This window comes from Pseudorhodoplanes sp. (genome assembly GCF_059499825.1).
Window position 1 is genome coordinate 63,998 of the sequence record NZ_JCABZI010000010.1, and the last position, 18,799, is coordinate 82,796.

An 18,799-nucleotide genomic window follows, 5' to 3' on the forward strand; every position below is an offset into this window, starting at 1 on the left:
CCTACCGGATCCCGGCAACCATGGCCTCATAAGGCTCGGGCGCGAAGGGAATTTCAAGAAAGGCGGGTCCGTTCTCGGGACGCCAGGCAGCGAGGGCCGCTTCCGTCGCGGCGAGGGTCTCGGCGCGATGACTCGGAAGGCCGAGGGCGTCGAAGGACGCGGTCCAGCCTTTGCCGTCCATGGTCAGCGGCTTCTGTGTCAGGTTGTGTTTCAATGCGCGTGTGCGGATGGAGCTGAAAGTGTTGTCCGTCATCAGGACGATCAGCAGCGGGAGACGGTTCTGCGCGGCCAGCTTTGCCTCGGCCAGATGCATCGCGATACCACCGTCGCCAAGGATCGCAATGCTCGGCGTCGTGGGATCATGCAAAGCGGCGCCCAGCGCCATCGGCAGTCCTGTGCCCATGTAGCGGCCTTGGCCCGACATCAAACAAAGGTCGGCCTCGCGGGGCCGCAGGGCATGTTCGCCAATAGTGCAGAAATAGCCAGTATCGAGCACCACGCGGGCACGACGGTCGAAGCGTCGCTCGATTGCGTGGAAGACGCAGCCGGGGAGAAAGCCTTTCTGCATATTCGCCTGCAAAGCAGCGACGATGCGCGCAAGGTTTTCCAATCCCCACGAGCGCGGCCGCAGCGCGGTCAGGATCTCCCCGACATCGGCGATGTGGACGCGCGCAGCGGGCGCGAATGCGGCAGTGCCGGGTGTTTCGACGGCCTCGACGGCGACGTAGGGAACGGGAAACGGCTTCGTTGCGAGCGCTTCGCGCGCGGTCAAGCCGATGCCGACAATGAGATCGGCTTGGCCGAGCAAACCGCTCTCAGGAGTCAGGTTAAGCCCGACGCCGGTGAATACACCGGCTGCATTCTCGGCGGTCTCGTCGATGATCCCCTTGGATGCAGCGGTGGAGAATACCGGGAAGGGGAGGGAAGCCAGCGTGTCGCTAAGTTGATTGCGATGTGCGAGTGTTCCGGCGATCACGATGGGGCGTTCGGCACTGCTCGCCAGTTTCAACGCGGCTTGCAGGTCGCTCTTGAAAGCCGGCGCCTCGGCAAAGGCGGGTGCGTCCGTCTCCACTTTGCCGGCGAGAGTGACCACGCTTGGCCCCGGCTCCTCGGCACGTGCGAAAGCCGCAATCTCGGAGAATCCCGGACCGCCTTGCGTGAGGTAACGCATGTCTTTTGTTATCGGCTCGACAAGCGCAGCCTGATCGATGCGTTTGTGCGCCATGGACAGAGGCGCGTTGGGTGGGAAGCCCTCCGTGAAATGCACCAGCGGAAAGCCCTCGAACCAAGCCGCGGCAATGCCGGGAATCGCGTTGGTCAGACCCGGACCCTTGATCGAGAGAGACACCCCGGCGGCATGGGAAAGTCGACCGACGGTGGCCGCCATCAATGCGCCGGCGCCTTCCGAATGCGTCAGGTGAAACTGCGCGCCACGCGTCTCGAGCGCATCGATCAGTGACAGCGTTTCGCCGCTGCCGGGAATGCCGAACACGTGCTTGACGCCGTGCGCGACGATGTCATCGGAAAGGCGGGCGAAATCCGTCATGGGGTACTTTGCAGCTGATGGCGGATTTTTCCGGCCGCGTGCGCGCAGACGAGTCGGACCGCATCGGGGCTGAAGCCGCCGCAATGCGGTGTGATCAGCAGATTCGGATGTGTTCGCGACAGGACGACAAGCGGGTGATCGGCGGTCTCTGGTTCGCCCTTGAGGACGTCAAGGCCGACACCCCCGAGCAGCCCTGACTCGATTGCGTCGTATAAAGCCGCCTCATCGACGATGCCGCCGCGCGATGTATTGATCAGGATCGCGCCGGGCTTCATTTTCTGAACCAACTCGCGCGAAACAAGGCCTTCCGTTTCGGGTGAGAGGTGTACGTGGATCGAAACGAAGTCGCTCGTCGTTACCACTTCCTCGATGGGGCGTGGTTTGATGGTGTCCGGAAAAGCAGAAAGGTGCGGATCGAATCCGATGACCTCCATGCCGAATGCCTGCGCATAGCGCGACATCCATCCGCCGATCCGACCGCAGCCGACGAGGCCCAGCTTTTTTCCTTTGAGCATCACGCCCGGAAAGTCCTCGCGGGTCCATCCGCCGCTGCTGACGTGGCTGACGGCAGCCGGCAGCTTGCGCGCGCAAGCCATGAGCAAAGCAAAGGAGTGTTCGGCGGCCGGCGTTATATTGCGCAGAACGTCAGGGTCTTCCTTGAGCGTGCGCACGGGAATGCCGCGGGCTTCGAGCGCTGCGCGGGAAATATGGTCCGAACCGGTCGTCGCACAGGAGATGATCTTCAGGTTTTGCGCAGCCGCGATCATGTTGTCGGTAATGCGGGTCTTCATCGACGCATCGAGCAGCCCGTCAGCAAGGCGGAGGGCCGCGGCGACGTCTGTCTGCTCGGCCGGCACATGCAGGACACTCGCCACGCCAGCGAGAGCCGTCTCGGTGGCTTCGAAACCTTCTGCTGCGCCCAGATAGATCACCTGCTTCATGTCGGTGACTCTCAGTCCTTGCGAACCAGAACAGCGTAGAGATAATCGCCGTTGCCTTCCATCTCCAGCGTACGGGCCCAGACCGCGTCGAGCAGCGGGGCGTTGATACCAGGTAGCGCGGCATGGCCGCCTGGCTTCTTGTCTCGTAGCCAGATCAGCGCGTTCGACAAGCCAAATCGATGGACGCAACGCATCTGCTCGACGGCAAGCCCAGCTTGCCGCGCACAATTGGCCAGCGAGTCCGCGTCGAAATACCAGCGATGCACGGCGCGATAGAAGAATGACGGGTAGGTGTCAGGCAGGAGGCTCATCAGCAAATCCGCCCGATTGGGCGTCGAGATGAGAATGCGCCCGCCGGGCTTCACCATCGTACGAATGTCGGCCAGAAAGCTTTTCGGATCGCCGACATGTTCAATGACGCTGAAAGAAAATGCCCAGTCGACGCTCGCCGGGTCGTTCATGTCTGACGGCGACGCGTAGACTTCGAACCCGCGGTCCGAAAGCGACCGATGATACGGGATGCATGGTTCGACCGCGATGGCGCGCGCTGGCAGGCCCTTCACATGATCGAGGAAGCTTCCGGCGGCGCAGCCGATATCGGCAATTGTCTTACCCCGCAATGTTTCGGGCCAGACCTGCTGGAGGTTCTGCAATTGCAGCCGGTCGTGCTCGGCAAAGAAGCCGGCGGCGTCGGTGGCCTCGTTCAGCGCGGCTCGGTATTCGGTGCCCTTGTAGAAATCGTCGTCCTTGGTGCTTTCCTCGGCCAAACGTTCGACGCCACAATCTCCGCATCGCGCAACGATTGTCGGCTTGGTCAACCGGCCAAAAGCGCCGTCGCGCACCGGACCGCGATAGGCTTCGCGCCAGTCCGTCGAGCCGCAAACCTCGCACGCCCGAAAGTTGTCAACTGACATAGGAGAGCTTTTTCTGAATGCGGAAATTGGCGGTAGCAAGGATGTCGGCAATCCGTCTGCCTGCGGTTCCGTTTCCGAACAATGTCGACGGCTCGTAAGGACCATGCTCAAGCTGACGGCGAATGGCGGCTCCGATCTTCTCCGCGTCATAGGGGACGTCGATGACGTTTACGCCGCGCTCACGGCCTTGCTGCCGGGTGCCAATGTTGACGCATGGAACGCCCATGAACACGCCTTCGCGCAGCCCGGACGACGAATTTCCTACGAGGCAGGCACAATGCTTGATAAGCCGCAGATAATCTTCCGGCGAGAAGTTGCGGTAAAAATGCAGATAGTCCGGATTGGTGTGCTCGCGAAACACACGCAGTCCTTTCGAAACGTCGTCGGAACCGGCATCAACGTTGGGCCAAAGCCAGGCCACCTGCATCCCGATCGCCGATATGGCGTTCAGGGTCTCGCTGATCTGAGCGAAGCCTTGCCCGTATTCTGTCGTAACCGGGTGCTGCAACACGACGAGATACGGACGGTCTGGATCGATATCGGCGCCGACGCCGGCATAGCGCTTGAACAGATCGGGCGGGAGAGTCAGGTCGGCGTCGGCAACAAGATCCATCGCCGGGCATCCCGTCAGGTGCACAGTGTCCTTTTCCTCGCCCATGCGCAGAAGGAAATCATATGCCCGCTCTGTCGCCGGGAAGTGGATGTGCGAAAGCTTGGTGACGGCGTGGCGGACGCTTTCGTCGATCGATCCGGTAACTTCGCCGCCCTGAGTATGGGCGACCGGGATATTCATATAGCTCGCTGCAATCGCGGTCGCGATGGTTTCGAATCGATCTGCGACCGTCAGCACAACGTCCGGTCGAATGTTTTCGAATTGAGAAGCAAGTTCGAGCACGCCGAGGCCCGTCGATTTGGCCATCGTCGTCGGTGTTTCGCCCTCGACAATCGAATGCACCACCGCGGTAGGATCGAATCCATCGCTACGAATGATGTCGATCACGCTGCCAAACCGATGCAGCAGGGCCGAAGCGCCAACGAGAAGCTGCAGCTCCAGCTGAGGATGCTGTTGAACGGCGCGCATGACGCTTTTGATGCGCCCGTAATTCGCACGGCTGTTGACAACAACGCATATCTTACGGCGGCGCTCAGGCATCAATGTCTTCCCAGGAAAGCAGGTTTCGCGCGTCTACGGCACGTTTGAGCCGCTTTCCGACCAATTGGTCAATGTCAGCCGCGGGAATGCCGCTGCCGGGCTTCTTGAATGTCAGCATCTCACGGGTCAGCATTGTTCCTGCGGGCGAGTCATCGGTAAGCGCGACGCTTTTGCCGAAAATCTGCCGGGTTGGCCGGAGCGAGTCCGCCAGCATGTCCTTGTCGACCGGATGACTGCGCATCTGGTGGAAAGCGTCTCGGGCATTTGCGAGAAGACGGAATTCGTCGGGGGTCAGAGAGGCAAGTGTGTCCGGCCCGAACATGCGCCGGTCGAAAACGATATGCGCTTCGATCATGTCTGCGCCCCGAGCCATCGCGGCGAGCGCCGGGAACACGCTCCCTGAATGATCGGAAAGGCCCACAGGACAATGGAAACGCTGTCTGAACTCATCGATGACGTTCAGGCCAACATCCTTCAAGGCCACAGGGTATTGCGATGTGCATTGGAAAAGCGCCACGGCGCTTCCGCGTGCCCGCAGGGACGCAACGACTTGTTCGACTTCCGAGTAGCTGCTCATGCCGGTGCTGAGCAGTACCGGGCCGCCGGCTTTGACCATTGCACCAAGGAGGTCGCTCGATCCGACTTCGCCGGAACCGACCTTCCAGGCACCCATGTTGATGCGAGCCAGCATTTCGACCGCGCGAACAGAAAACGCGGAACTCAAGAAAATCAGCCCTCGCGCTTTTGCGTGCTCGGCCAGTCCTGCCCATTGCTCGGGCGAAAATTCCATCCGCTTCCAATATGCGTAGCGCGTATCATCCTGTTTGGAGAACTTGACCCGGAACGGTTCATCGAGCGTGGATTCAGCGTCGGCAATATGCGTCTGGAACTTGATAGCGTCGGCTCCAACCTCGGCCGCAACGTCGATATACGCGTGTGCAGCGCCGAGGGAGCCATCATGGGCCTGGGCGACTTCGGCGATCAAGAAGGCGGGGTGGCCCGAGCCGATCGGACGACCTGCTATGTCAATGACCTGGTTCACGGGGAAAGCTGGGGTCTCTCGTCGTGGTGCAGACGCCAAACCTGCCTGCAGCCTCGTCTTGTTTTCAAGTCGGGCGAGACCAGCTCGATGCCGTCCGACCTGGCTGATTTGGGCTTGCCCTTCATTAGTTCCTATCGGCCATTTCCACAAGTCTGCGGGGCCGGTGCCGGAGATAGTCGAAGGTCGAAATCAGGGAATTTCGCCGCGGATCACGCCGACGAAGGTCTTGGCATATTCCTGACCGATCGCCTCCGCGCCGAAATTAGCCGCAATCCGGTTGCGCGCCGCAGTGCCCAAGGCGCCGCGCTCTGGCCCGGACAGCCTCAGGATTTCGATCATGGCCTCTGCCAAGTCCCCCGGGGATTCCTTCGGCACGATGCGGCCGGTATCCCCCACGATAATGGCCGAATCTCCAACGTCCGTCACAACGCAGGGGACTTCCACCGCCATTGCTTCGGCGATGGTATTCGAGAAACCCTCGGTTCGTGACGAGGACACGTTCAGATCGAGAGCCGAGAGAATGGATGGCATGTCGCGACGTTCGCCGAGCAACAGGAACTTTTCTGCAGACAAACCCATGGCGCGGACGGTTTCGCGGAATTCTTGGCTGTCGGTACCGCGACCGACCAGCAAAAATCGCGCAGCCGGAATGGCGCTTGCGACCTGGGTTGCCGCAGCAAGAAAAGTGTCGTGCCCCTTCATCGGATCTACGCGCGCAATCAGCCCAACGAGAAGGGTCTCCGGGCCAACTCCAAGTTCTTCGCGCATGCGGGCTCTCGCACGACTATCCGGACGAAACGTCGACAGATCGAAACCGTTTGGGATGGTGAGCCAGTAACGTGCGCGGTATCCGTAAGCTTCATGTACGCGCCGCCCGGCATTCGAGTTCGTGACGATGGCGGATGCGCGGCGCGACAACTTCGCCAGGATGCGGGGCAATGCCCGGGTGAGCGCGCTGTATTTGGAAAGATCCATGTCTGCGCAGCGAATGTTCCACATCAGCGGTGCGCGTACGGCAAGGGAATTCGCCAGAGTGCCGAGAAGGTCAGCGTGGTAGAGCCACGTCACGATCAAGTCGGGGCGCTCTGTCCGAAAAAGCGTGGCAAGGCGAAAAATGGCGCTCGCGAAGTCGCGGGGTCCCTGGAGGCCGATCGCGGTGACTGGAACCCCCTTCGCCCGGATCTCGTCTTCGAGAATGCCGCCGCGTTTCAACGAAACGACGTGGTGTCGCATGGAATTCGGCAAAGAATTCGAAACTAGACGCATGAGCGCCATCTCGGCTCCGCCGATATCGAGGTCGGTAATGACGTGAACTATTTTCGGTTCGCGATCGGTCATAAAACTGGTGTGGTTTTGACCCGTCCGGCCTATTGACGGGACGTCCCTTCGCGATGGATGTCTGACGGGTCCAATTTCACTGCCTTGGCATTCTCGATCCGGTAGATGGCCTTGGCCGCAAAAATGATGTCCTGTCTGTGCGAAATAATGACAACAGGATGCGTTAGTGAGAGCTGGTAGATGAGATCGTTGACGATGGCCTCGCTGTCTCGATCCAGCGCGCTGGTCGGCTCATCGAAGATATAAAGATCGGGCCTGCGTAGCAGCTCTCGAGCCAGCGCCAGTCGCTGGCGCTGTCCCCCGGAGAGCAGGTGCCCCGAACGGCCGAGCTCGGTCGAGTATCCCTTCTCCATGGTCGAGACGAATTCGTCGACATGGGCGCGGCGCGCGACCTCAAGCATTTCTGCTTCCGTCGCATCGTCCCGGCCAATCATCAAATTCTCCGCAACAGTCCCGTCAAAGAGTTGGGGTTCCTGTGACAGGTAGCCGACCCGCGCCCGCAATGACCGCACGTCAAACTCACTCACATCCCGCCCGTTGACCAGAACGCGGCCGTGATCGGTGGTTCGCAGCCGGACAATCAGATCGACCAATGTTGTTTTGCCGCTGCCGGATGGGCCGACGATCGCGGTGAGGCCGACCGCTGGAATCCGCATGTTGAGACGGTCGAAGATGACAGGGCGCCCCTCAGGTTTGAGGGAGACGTCTTCAAAGACGATTTCTCCCGTGAAACCCGGAAACGGCACGGAACCTCGCAATTGCTCCGGCGCCAAACCCATCGCTTCATGTACCGCTTGTAGCGGCGCCAAGGAGCTTGCGATTTGCAAGCGTTTCGCAAAAAGCTGCGTTGCGCTGGCAGCAAGGCGCATAAACACCAATGCGAACAGCGCGGTAGTCGGCAAAACCTCCTCGATCCTCATCTTCAGGACTGCTGTCATGAAGAGAATGACAGCGCCCCCAAAGACAATGGCGATCAAGTCGATCATGTTGGAGGGCAAGCCGCTCGCAACCTCAAATCTGGTGTCGATCGAGCGATACTGCTGGAGCATCTTCCGCAGCGCCTTCGCCCGTCTTGTGGTCAGGTCGAGCAATTTGATAGTTCGCAACCCCGTGATGGTCTCGCTGACGAGCTTGCTGGCGTCGTTTCGGATGACCCGCCTCTTGCGTCCCGCCTCAATGGAGAAACGTTGCGCGCTCTTCTGCGAGAGTGCGAATGCCAACACTCCCAGGATCAGGACGAAGACGGTTGTTTGCCAGTTGGTCAGTAGCAACAACAGCAAAAGTACTCCGGCCTGAATGAGCCGGGCCGAGAAATCGACCAGCAGGAGCACTCCGCGCGCCGCGAGTTCGGTTTCTCCCACAATCGTCTGTATGACTTCTCCATGAGGGCGAGCAGCCACTATTGCGTAAGGTCCCCTCAAGTAAGCCAGCAAACTTCGCGTGGACCAGTCTATCCGCAATGTATTGATGAACCATCGCGTCAGACCGGACGAAACGATCAGGCTGATGCTCTTCACCATGAAAACGAGCACAAGTAAGCCAAGGAGCCCCGGTAGGCGCCATTCGCTAGGGAACAACTGACTGAGCCGCGAGAATGCGAGTTGAATGAAATTGCCGCCGCTGCCGGTTGAATCGGGCGACAGCAATGTTTGCAGCAGCGGGACTACGAGTGAAAAGCCAATGCCCTCGACGATGGCGGTAAAAAGGAATGTGCAGAATAGCAGAGCAACCTGATGCCAATGTCCTTTAAGCATCGGCAGCAAAAGTTGCTTCACCGGGATTTGCTCTGCGGCACCGGCTGGAATCTGTCGTGGAGTTGTCAGCAACTGCTCGTTTCTCTTCATGCGAGGGTTGCCGCGTTGGGCGCTTCTCTCGCCAGGCTTCGTCTAAAAAAATAGCCTGAACTCGGTCGCTCCGCTCTATTCTCCAGGGAGTGTTTTTTGGCCATTCGACACGATCTATAAGCAGCGAGGATACAACTAACAATAGACTTCGTGGCCACGCTGACGTGCCTTAAGATTGAAGCTACCCAGTACTATACGGGTGCTGCGAGGCGGTAGGGCCGGAGGGGGCATCTTCAGAAATGCGAGCCACGGTCCCGGCCGGTACGCGTCAGCGAGTTGTCCGCCGGTTTGGGATCACGCAATTTGAACTCCTCGGACAACTTTGGCGACGAGGTCCATCCAGGCAAAAGTCGGTTTGTCGATTGATTCTCGAGGATGGGCTTCCGAGGATTGACTTCTGGTGCCCGAGTCGCTGGCCTCACGCTGGTCGGTCCGCGGACCGGCGGGCTTAGAGGCCAAGTATCGCTCAACGGGAAATTTGAGACGAAAAAGTTCCTGGCGCTTTAGGACCAAACCACGGTTGGCTGCTCCACCCTCTGACAGGGAACCCACATCCGGAGCATCAGGAAAGCGTCTTTTTACGAGAATAGGCACCATTTCCTACCGTCGCGCTCGCTGAAAAGCGATCGGGCCTCGCCAGCGCGGCCGCGCAAAGCGCTCAACTCGGCGTTGAAATAAGGTTGAGTAGAACTGCGGGCCGTGTTTATAGTGATTCTAAAGATAAACCGGGATTTCTTCAGAAGACGGCAAGATGGCGGAACGCTCTGCAGGCGAAGACGCGTTCAACATGCTCAAGGTTGAACGTGGTGTTCTGACTGCATCTCTAATCTTCACGGTTGCACTTGCCTCGGACTTCCCGGCTTTGGCGGACGACTTGTTCGCGCTGCGCGCTCCGGGCCTCTCATACATCGCGCCACCGTTTTCGATTTACTACCTTCCGCTGCTCATCCTGTTTCTCTGGTTCAATTATTCGGCTCGCGAGTCCCAAGAAGCCAGCATCAAGGTTGGTCCATCACTCATCTCAGCGGCCTTGCTGTTGTTTTCTCTCCTCATGATCGAAGCGCTCCATGCGCTCCGTGGCTATGAGCCGAACATCGAAGTGATACTGGGCTTCGCTTGGATGATCCTTCTGCTGTTCACTTTGCGAAGTTTCAGTTATCTCGTTCATTGGAGAGCGACGATAATTGTAGCTGCATCTGTCTTCTGCACGGTGCTCTCGGTCCTAAGCTTGGTCGTTCCGGTCAACAGCCTTTCCGATTTGGGGAGGGCGGTGCTGGTCAGTCCGGATCGGCCTGAGTGGAAAGGCGTCAACTCGCACGCCTATTTTGCCGCAGCAATGTCCATTGTTGCGGCGAACCAGTTTCTGTTTGCGCGACGTCAAGAGCCGCTGACTTCCCTCTTCTGGACGGCCGTCGTGGCCGTGAACATCCTCGCCGTTGTGGTCAATCAGTCCCGGGGCGCATGGATTGCTGCATGTCTCGGGTTCGCCATGCTGCTGATCTCGCGGATCACCGGTTGGACTGCAATGCGTTCGGCCATAGCTGCAGCGCTTCTTGCGTGCCTAACCGTCGGGCTGCTTCTTGGTACGCAATCCTCACAACTCGAGAGCGTTCTTTCTCTGAACCGAGGTCTATCCTCAAGCCAGGAACTTGCTCAGTCCGGACGAGCACCAGTGAACGGTGATGTGTCGAGCGTCGCAGTTCGCTACGCGATGATTTCTGAGGCGGCCGCGCGTTTCTGGGCTAGTCCCTATTTTGGCAGTGGTTGGGCGAGGATTTCAGAGGAGAGCTTCGGCGGGCACTCGATGCACGGCGTGCCGCAGATATTCTCAGCTTCATACGGCTTGGTCGGCCTGATTGTGTTCGGGATCTTCGTTTATTGCAATTTTTCAAATCCGCTCGCTTCTCGAATGGCGATACCGTTGATTGTGTTGATGGCCATCGAAATCATGGCGCGGCCAATTATCCCTTTCTGGTTCGCGATAATCATTGCCTTGATCGGCCCGCAGGACAGGCAGCAGGCCTTGGGCGACAAATGACGCGCCGCAGCCTTGCTATAGACCTGCGTGGTTTCTCGAACCTGTGGCGACTTAGCTGGAAGGTGTTTGTAGTCGCGCTCTTGCTAGGCGGCGTAATCGCGGTAGTGACGGCAATGCGGGTGGAACCTCGGCCATATAAGCCAGTCATTCGCATCGGGTTGCCCGGTTCGGGTGCAGAGGTCGATGCCGATATGAAGGCAAGTGATGCCGCATGCGGTCCGATGCTCGGCCGCCGTAGCTATAGGGATATTTTGGCACAGTTTGAGCTGAATGCGTATTCGGCAGTCTTGCGACTTCAGCGCGACGAACTGTTCGTGACGCGTTTCAATATTTCGGAGGATGGAAGAATAAGACTGAGGTTAGAGTCCGTCGGCAGGGACAAAACAGATTCGCACCTGCAGGTTTTGATTCGCGACCTCAATGCCGCGCGATTACAATTGTTGCATGTGCTCCATGATCGATTGGCTATTGTTGAGAACCGACGGCGACTTTTGAGCGAAAGTCTTCAGTGGGTGCAGTCTAAAAGCGAACCGCAAGCCAGCGCGGTGGCCGCGTATCTCCAAGAGCAGATCTCTTGCAATGATTTTGAACTTGAGTTCCTGCGCGACCGTTATCGGGACAGTCAAACAAAAATAGTGCCGACTGCTTTAGGCAGCGATTCGATGTATCCGTCGAAAAGGAGAACCCTCGTCGTCTGCCTGATTATTGCTCTGATAGTCGCGTCGCTCGCAGCAATCTTGGTCGGCTATGCGCGTTTGTTGCGTCGTTCGATGAAAGAAAAAGACCGGAATGCCGCGAAACCGAGCGTGTTGTGAGCCTTCCGCTGCGACCGTACATGGAGTATTCGAGTGTCGCTCCGGGGGGTCGGCTTAGCGATAATCCGACTGCGCGAGGAGACTTCGCCCGGTTTTGATCGCTAGAGCATTTCATCGATGCAAACCGAAAGTCCATTGATCCTCTATCTCGTGACTGAGGACTGGTATTTTCTCTCCCACCGATTGCCGATGGCGCGGGCTGCGCAGCAGGCGGGGTATCGTGTTCATGTTGCAACGCGTGTTGGGAAGGGTGGGGCGGCTATCGAGGGGCTCGGGTTCACCCTGCATCCGATCATGTGGCAGCGCGGTAGCACTAATCCCTTCAATCTCGTCGCGAATATTCGGCAGGTGAGGGCACTTTACAAAAGGCTGAGGCCGGATCTCGCGCATCATGTCGGCTTGCAGCCTTCGGTGGTTGGGTCGCTGGCCGCCGTTGGGTTGCCGATTGCATTGCTGAATGCCCTCACCGGGCTTGGCTTCGCTTTCACTTCCCGCGATCTCAAGGCGGCGTTTTTGCGGCCCTTGATGTCGCTACTGCTTCGTCTCCTGCTGATGCGTCGTGGAGTCAGCGCGCTGGTGCAAAATCCGGATGACAACGCGGCGCTCCGAAGCCTGGGCGTGGATCCGGCCAAAATCGATATCATTCCCGGCTCGGGTGTCGACACCCAGGCGCTTAAGCCGTTGCCGGAACCGGGAGGCGAGGTAAGCATCGCCTTTGTCGGGCGCCTGCTCGACGACAAGGGCATCCGTCCGCTTGTCGCGGCCCATGAATTGATGAGGCGGCAGGGCCAGCAGGTCCGCTTGCTCATCGCGGGCGATCCCGATCCGGCAAACCCCGCATCGATTCCCACGGGCGAAATCGAGCGGTGGAGGCATCTGCCAGACGTTGAGATGCTGGGGCATGTGGTCGACATCGAGGCCGTCTGGGCGCGGTCCCATATCGCGGTTTTGCCGTCGCGGCGGGAGGGATTGCCGAAGGGGCTTCTGGAGGCAGCTGCCCATGGGCGACCGATCGTGGCCACCGACGTTCCCGGGTGCAGAGAGATCGCCAGGCACGGGCACAACGCTTTCCTGGTGCCCGTGGACGATCCCGCACCGCTGGCAGGCGCCCTGACCGTTATGGCGCGAGATCCCGCCTTGAGGCGTCGGATGGGGGCGGCGGGGCGCGCCATGGTCGAAAAGGAGTTCTCCAGTGATCTGATCGGCCGGGAGATTGTGGCCCTTTACGGCAGGCTCACGGGCCGGAAAGTGGAGCTATTGCCCGCGCCATAAGCTTCCGGCTATGACCCCCCTTTCGAAATCACAGGAAGCATCGTGTCCCCTCACAGGAAGATCGCCGTCATTGGCCTCGGGTATGTAGGCCTGCCGGTCGCGGTTGCGTTCGCACGCGCTGGCTCCGAGGTTGTCGGCTTCGACATCGACAAGAGCCGAATTGCTGAACTCAGGGATGGCGTGGATCGCACGCGGGAGATCGAGCAAGCGGACCTGCATCTGGCAACATTGGCATACACGGCCGATGTGAGTGCGCTCAACGCCGTGGATTTCTTCATCGTTACAGTCCCGACTCCTATCGACGGGGCGAATCGACCGGATCTTCGGCCGCTCCTCGGCGCATCCGAAACCGTCGCGCGGGCGATGAAGAAAGGATCGATCATCGTCTATGAATCGACCGTATACCCCGGCTGCATCGAGGAGGATTGCGTACCGATCCTGGAGCGCGTTTCCGGCCTGAAATACGGAGCCGACTTCACGGTCGGCTATTCACCGGAGCGGATTAATCCCGGCGATCGCCAGCACCGCTTCGAGACCATCACCAAAGTGGTGGCTGGGTCCGATCAGCGAACCCTCGATATCGTTGCCGATGTCTACGGCTCGGTGGTGACCGCGGGTATTCACCGCGCGCCCTCGATCAAGGTTGCCGAAGCGGCGAAGGTGATCGAGAACACACAGCGCGATCTGAACATTGCCTTCATGAACGAACTGTCGGCGATCTGCCATCAACTGGGCATCGACACCGGCGACGTGCTGGCCGCTGCCGGGACCAAATGGAATTTCCAGAAGTTCTACCCTGGTTTGGTCGGTGGACACTGCATCGGCGTCGATCCCTATTACCTGACCTATCGGGCCGAACGCGCGGGCTACCATCCTGAGGTGATCCTGGCGGGACGCAGGATTAACGATAACGTCGGACAGCGCGTCGCGCAGGCCTGCATTCAGGCGCTGTTCAAGCGGAAGCGCGTGGATGCGACCGTCACCATCCTCGGCATGACTTTCAAGGAAAATGTGCCCGACATCCGCAATTCGAAGGTCGTGGATATCGTGCGCAACCTCGAGGCGGCGGGCGTCACCGTTCAGGTGACGGACCCGCTGGCGTTAGCAGACGAAACCAAACATGAATACGGCATCGACCTGACCGCAAAAGATGCGTTGAAGCCGGGCGATGCGGTGGTTCTGGCAGTTGCGCATGACGATTATCTGCAAGGCGGATGGCCATTCATCTGCAGCTTGCTGCGTGACGGCGAGGGGCTCGTCTTTGACGTAAAATCGATGCTCGACCGGGATTCGAAGCCCGGCGGAATCGAATTATGGCGGCTGTGATGGACGCACCGATTCTGGTGACCGGTGCCGCCGGGTTCATCGGCTTCCATGTGACGCGTAGGCTGCTCTCGCAGGGGCGTCGCGTCGTCGGCGTCGACAGCTTGACGCCGTATTACGATCCTGCATTGAAGGATGCGCGACGCGCCGAACTGGCGAAGTCCAACCACTTCGACTTTGTGAAGCTCGATCTCGCGGACCGTGACGCGACGCACAAGCTGTTCCGCGACTTCGGGTTTCCCTATGTCGTGCATCTCGCCGCGCAGGCGGGCGTGCGCCACTCGATTTCGCACCCGGAGGCCTATGTCGATGCCAATCTGCAGGGCTTTGCCAACGTGCTGGAAGGCTGCCGCCACAATGGCTGCAAGCACCTGATTTTCGCCTCGTCGTCGTCGGTCTATGGCGCCAATACAAAGCTCCCGTTCCGGGCAAGCGACAATGTCGACCACCCGATTTCGATGTATGCGGCGAGCAAGAAGGCGAATGAATTGATGGCGCATTCCTATGCCCATCTGTTCCGGTTGCCGGTGACAGGGTTGCGCTTCTTCACGGTCTACGGGCCGTGGGGCCGGCCGGACATGGCGATGTGGATTTTTGCGCAGTCGATCCTCTCCGGGAAACCTATTACGCTGTTCAATTACGGAAATATGCGGCGCGATTTCACCTATGTGGACGACGTGGTCGAATCCGTGGTGCGGCTCATCGGCAAACCCGCCGCGCCCGACCCGCAATGGTCCGGCGATCAGCCCGACCCGGCGACCAGTTCCGCGCCCTACCGCATTTACAATATTGGCAACAATAATCCGGTTGAGCTCCTGCATGTAGTATCAGAACTGGAGAAGTGCCTCGGCAAGCGGGCGGAACGCGAGCTTATGCCCATGCAGCCGGGCGATGTGCCGGAAACCTATGCCGATGTGGACGATCTGATGCGGGATGTGGGTTTTCGGCCTTCGACGCCGGTCGAGACCGGAATTCGTAAGTTCATCGATTGGTATCGTGACTATTCGAGAACCTGAACAACGCAGTTTGTATTGCCGACATCCGGATGTTTGAGGTGATTTTAGCGCTATGAAGCAAATCGCAGCCTCCGACCGAATTGTCCCACTCGTGATGTGCGGCGGCGCCGGGACGCGGCTTTGGCCATCATCGCGCGAGGGACGGCCGAAGCAGTTCCTGTCGCTGCTCGGCTCACGCTCGACTTTCCAGGACACCATGCTGCGCGTTTCGGACGCAGCAATATTCGCGCGGCCGATTGTCATCACCAACACCCAATATCGATTCATCGTCAAGGAACAGCTTTCGGAGATCGGTATCGACGCCGACATCCTGCTGGAGCCGCTACGGCGCGATTCCGGGCCTGCCATCGCCGCCGGCGCAGCCTTCGGCGAAAAGCGTGATGGCAATCCGGTGATGATAGCGCTGGCGGCAGATCATGTAGTTGCGGACAACGCTGCCTTTGTTGCGGCCTGTCTTGATGCTGCCAAGGCGGCGCAACGTGGGCACATCGTTACATTCGGTGTGAAGCCCGATCGTCCGGCCACCGATTACGGCTACATACGTCCCGGTGCGAAGATAGACGGCGGCGTTTTCGCGGTTGAGCAATTCGTCGAAAAGCCAGATGCCGAGACTGCCAAGCGCTATATCGGAGAGGGTTATCTGTGGAATTCCGGTAACTTCATTTTTCGGGCGGGCGATCTCCTGGGTGAATACAGCGCGTTCGAGCCCGAGACGGTTGCCGAAGCGAAAGAAGCGATCGAGGCGGCCGGGGACGATCTCGGTTTCGTCACCATCGATCCAGCGCATTTCGCCCGCGCGAGGGCAACGTCCATCGATTACGCCGTGATGGAGAAGACCAAGCGCGCCGCGGTGATCCCGGTGTCATATGGCTGGTCCGACGTCGGTTCGTGGCACGCGGTGTGGGAATTGTCGAAACAGGACGAGTCCGGAAATGCCGGGCAGGGCAATGCCGTGTTCGTCGACACGCATAACTCTTTTGTTTCGTCGGAAAAGCCTCTGGTGGCGCTGTTCGGCGTCCGGGATATCGTGGTGGTCGCGAGCGAGGATGCTGTTCTGATCGCGGATCGAAAAAATACTGCGGAGATGAAACGCCTCGTCGGAAGGCTCAAGGAGGTTGCTCCCGCCGTAACGGTGGATCACATCCAGGTGCACCGGCCGTGGGGAAATTATCAGTCGCTCGATAACGGCGCCCGCTACCAGGTCAAACGCATCGTGGTAAAGAAGGGCGGTCGGCTGTCGCTTCAATATCATCATCATCGCGCGGAACACTGGATCGTGGTGCGCGGTACGGCGCGGGTGACGATCGGCGACGACGTGAAGATCCTGCACGAAAACCAGTCGATCTATATTCCGATGGGGACTTCGCACCGGCTGGAGAATCCCGGGATGATCGATCTGGAACTGATCGAGGTTCAGACCGGCAGCTATCTGGGCGAAGACGACATCGTGCGTATCGAGGACGATTATCGCAGGTCCTGAGTTCCACGCTCGGTCCGGAATGCGGGTGAAGCGCACGCCGCCGCATTCAGCCCTTTGCTTGTCGGCGCTTCGGAGTTATGGAATCCCGGCTTGCGAGCCCTTGCCCGCGGCAGGAAATGACGGAGAGCGTCATGGCGATCAAACTCGAAGACCTGAAGGTCAAGCTGTTCACCGACGGTGCCGACAAGGCCCAGATCGTGGAGATGGCGAAAAACAGGTGGATCGCCGGCTTCACCACGAATCCTTCGCTGCTCAAGAAAGCCGGTGTGACGGACTACGAGGCCTATGCCCGCGACCTGGTCGCGGCGGTTCCCGATCGCCACATCTCCTTTGAGGTGTTTTCCGACGACATTGAGGAGATGGTGGCCCAAGGGCGCGTGATCGCGTCCTGGGGCAAGAATGTCTACGTGAAGCTTCCTGTGACGACGACGCGCAAGGAGCCGCTATTCGACGCGGTGCGCACCCTGTCGCGCGATGGCGTGAACATCAACCTCACCGCGATTTTTTCGGCCGACCAGGTCGGCAAGGCCATGCAGGCGCTGGCGGGCGGGGCGCCCGCCTGTGTCTCCGTCTTCGCCGGGCGGCTGGCCGATTTCGGCATCGACTATGCCCCGCTGATGCGCGACGCCATCGCGCAGGCCCGCGAGACCGACAATGTCGAAATTATCTGGGCCTCGACCCGGGAGGTCTACAATGTCATCGAGGCCGATAAGATGGGCTGCCACATCATCACGGCGCCCGCCGATGTCCTGAAAAAGCTTCCGGCGCTGGGCACGAAGACGCCCGAGGAGCTCTCCGTCGGCGCGATCCAGGCCTTCCGGGAGGACGCCCTCGCGGTCGGCTTGAAGCTCGACCTGGGCGGGCGGGCGGCGGCGGAATAGCCCTCGGATTATCGCATTTCGGCTCCACGCGGCCTCTCTGCTCAGACTTTCGGCGGATTTGTCCGGTTCCCGTCCGTAACGCTCTGACTCAAAAGGTGTTTGGACGCGGAAAGCGAAATCTCGCCGCAATTGCGATGAGCATGCTAGGCAGATCGGGGATCTGGGCCGCTTCGGGGGTATGTCTGAGATGGTTCTTGCAATGAAGGGCGGCGAGGCTAGGCCGCTTCGCGTCGGCGTGGTCGGCGTGGGTATCATGGGGGCGAATCACGCCCGCGTATTTGCCGGATTGCCGGACGTGACCCTGGTCGGGGTGGCGGACCCCAATTCGCAGCAGCGCGAACTCGTCACCCGTATTCTCGGCGTCCCTGCTGTGGAGGATATCGACGATCTGCTCGGGCCCGGCCTCGACGCCGTGACCATTGCGGCTCCGACGCATATGCACCACGAGCTTGCGTTGAAATGCATCGAGCGGGGCATTCATGTCCTGATCGAAAAGCCGATCGCCTCCAATGTGGAGGAGGGGCGTGAGATCATCGCCGCCGCCAAGCGGCGCGACGTCAAGCTGATGGTCGGCCATGTCGAGCGCTTCAATCCGGCAGTGCAGGCGATCAAGGACGCGATCCGCGACGAGGACATTCTTTCGATCGCCATCACCCGGGTCGGGCCGTTTCCGCCGCGCATGTCGAATGTCGGCGTGGTGATCGATCTCGCGGTCCACGACATCGACCTGATTCGCTGGTTCACCGATTCGGAAATCGTCGAAGTGCAGCCGCAATTGTCCAGTGCGGTAGCCGAGCGTGAGGACATCGCCCTTCTGCAATTCCGCACCGCCTCCGGCGTTTTGGCCCATATCAACACAAACTGGCTGACGCCGTTCAAGGCGCGCACAGTGCACGTCGCCACCCGCCGCAAATACCTGATCGGCGACCTTCTGACCCGCCAGGTCACCGAATGCTTCGGGTTCCAGCCGGACGGCAGCTATTCGATGCGCCACTTGTCCGTCGGACATTCGGAGCCCCTGCGCGCCGAATTGCAGGCCTTCGTAAATGCGGTGCGGGACAACAAGCGGCCCCCGGTGACGGGCGAAGAGGGCGTCGAGAGTCTGGACGTCGCGATGCGCTGTCTCGATAACCGCCAGCCGGCCAAGGTGGCTTCGCATCCTTCGGTCGCGCGCCGCGCCGCCGGCTAGGCCTACG

The 18,799-nt window shown here is 59.7% G+C and carries 15 protein-coding genes; 8 read left to right on the plus strand and 7 right to left on the minus strand.

Annotated elements, in window-relative coordinates; translation table 11 throughout:
- Position 1: 1 nt before the first annotated feature.
- The 7 genes from AC5I5I_RS14130 to AC5I5I_RS14160 form a co-directional block, all read right to left on the minus strand.
- On the minus strand, positions 2 to 1,546 hold the full coding sequence (locus AC5I5I_RS14130; protein ID WP_495974048.1) for a thiamine pyrophosphate-binding protein: 1,545 nt from the start codon (positions 1,544 to 1,546) through the stop codon (positions 2 to 4).
- Positions 1,543 to 2,487 carry an NAD(P)-dependent oxidoreductase gene (locus tag AC5I5I_RS14135; RefSeq protein WP_495974050.1) on the minus strand — a complete coding sequence of 315 codons (945 nt, stop codon included), beginning with the start codon at positions 2,485 to 2,487 and terminating at the stop codon, positions 1,543 to 1,545. The genes AC5I5I_RS14130 and AC5I5I_RS14135 overlap by 4 nt, the downstream gene beginning before the upstream one ends.
- Before the next feature lie 11 nt (positions 2,488 to 2,498).
- Positions 2,499 to 3,401 (minus strand): class I SAM-dependent methyltransferase, encoded by a 903-nt coding sequence (locus AC5I5I_RS14140; protein WP_495974052.1) that lies wholly within the window; start codon positions 3,399 to 3,401, stop codon positions 2,499 to 2,501.
- On the minus strand, positions 3,391 to 4,554 hold the full coding sequence (gene neuC / locus AC5I5I_RS14145; protein ID WP_495974054.1) for a UDP-N-acetylglucosamine 2-epimerase: 1,164 nt from the start codon (positions 4,552 to 4,554) through the stop codon (positions 3,391 to 3,393). The genes AC5I5I_RS14140 and neuC overlap by 11 nt, the downstream gene beginning before the upstream one ends.
- Positions 4,547 to 5,596: an N-acetylneuraminate synthase family protein gene (locus AC5I5I_RS14150; protein WP_495974056.1), complete on the minus strand. Its 1,050-nt coding sequence runs from the start codon at positions 5,594 to 5,596 to the stop codon at positions 4,547 to 4,549. The genes neuC and AC5I5I_RS14150 overlap by 8 nt, the downstream gene beginning before the upstream one ends.
- A gap of 189 nt (positions 5,597 to 5,785) precedes the next feature.
- A complete protein-coding gene (locus tag AC5I5I_RS14155; RefSeq protein ID WP_495974058.1) occupies positions 5,786 to 6,934 on the minus strand; it encodes a glycosyltransferase family 4 protein in 1,149 nt (382 codons plus the stop codon).
- A gap of 29 nt (positions 6,935 to 6,963) precedes the next feature.
- Positions 6,964 to 8,778 (minus strand): ABC transporter ATP-binding protein, encoded by a 1,815-nt coding sequence (locus AC5I5I_RS14160; RefSeq protein WP_495974060.1) that lies wholly within the window; start codon positions 8,776 to 8,778, stop codon positions 6,964 to 6,966.
- Between the two features lie 751 nt (positions 8,779 to 9,529).
- Here AC5I5I_RS14160 and AC5I5I_RS14165 point away from each other — a divergent pair.
- From AC5I5I_RS14165 to AC5I5I_RS14200, 8 genes are all read left to right on the plus strand, one after another.
- On the plus strand, positions 9,530 to 10,816 hold the full coding sequence (locus AC5I5I_RS14165) for an O-antigen ligase family protein (RefSeq protein WP_495974062.1): 1,287 nt from the start codon (positions 9,530 to 9,532) through the stop codon (positions 10,814 to 10,816).
- Positions 10,813 to 11,631: a hypothetical protein gene (locus tag AC5I5I_RS14170; protein ID WP_495974064.1), complete on the plus strand. Its 819-nt coding sequence runs from the start codon at positions 10,813 to 10,815 to the stop codon at positions 11,629 to 11,631. The genes AC5I5I_RS14165 and AC5I5I_RS14170 overlap by 4 nt, the downstream gene beginning before the upstream one ends.
- Before the next feature lie 135 nt (positions 11,632 to 11,766).
- Positions 11,767 to 12,903, plus strand: a complete 1,137-nt coding sequence (locus AC5I5I_RS14175) for a glycosyltransferase family 4 protein (protein WP_495974066.1) — start codon at positions 11,767 to 11,769, stop codon at positions 12,901 to 12,903.
- Positions 12,904 to 12,945: 42 nt separating this feature from the next.
- Positions 12,946 to 14,229 carry a nucleotide sugar dehydrogenase gene (locus AC5I5I_RS14180; RefSeq protein ID WP_495974068.1) on the plus strand — a complete coding sequence of 428 codons (1,284 nt, stop codon included), beginning with the start codon at positions 12,946 to 12,948 and terminating at the stop codon, positions 14,227 to 14,229.
- A complete protein-coding gene (locus AC5I5I_RS14185) occupies positions 14,226 to 15,242 on the plus strand; it encodes an NAD-dependent epimerase (protein WP_495974783.1) in 1,017 nt (338 codons plus the stop codon). Before AC5I5I_RS14180 ends, AC5I5I_RS14185 begins: the two co-directional genes overlap by 4 nt.
- Before the next feature lie 52 nt (positions 15,243 to 15,294).
- Entirely contained in the window at positions 15,295 to 16,722 is a 1,428-nt protein-coding gene (locus AC5I5I_RS14190; RefSeq protein ID WP_495974070.1) for a mannose-1-phosphate guanylyltransferase/mannose-6-phosphate isomerase, read from the plus strand.
- Between the two features lie 131 nt (positions 16,723 to 16,853).
- On the plus strand, positions 16,854 to 17,603 hold the full coding sequence (locus AC5I5I_RS14195; protein ID WP_495974072.1) for a transaldolase family protein: 750 nt from the start codon (positions 16,854 to 16,856) through the stop codon (positions 17,601 to 17,603).
- Positions 17,604 to 17,781: 178 nt separating this feature from the next.
- On the plus strand, positions 17,782 to 18,792 hold the full coding sequence (locus AC5I5I_RS14200) for a Gfo/Idh/MocA family oxidoreductase (RefSeq protein ID WP_495974074.1): 1,011 nt from the start codon (positions 17,782 to 17,784) through the stop codon (positions 18,790 to 18,792).
- The last annotated feature ends 7 nt before the right edge of the window (positions 18,793 to 18,799 follow it).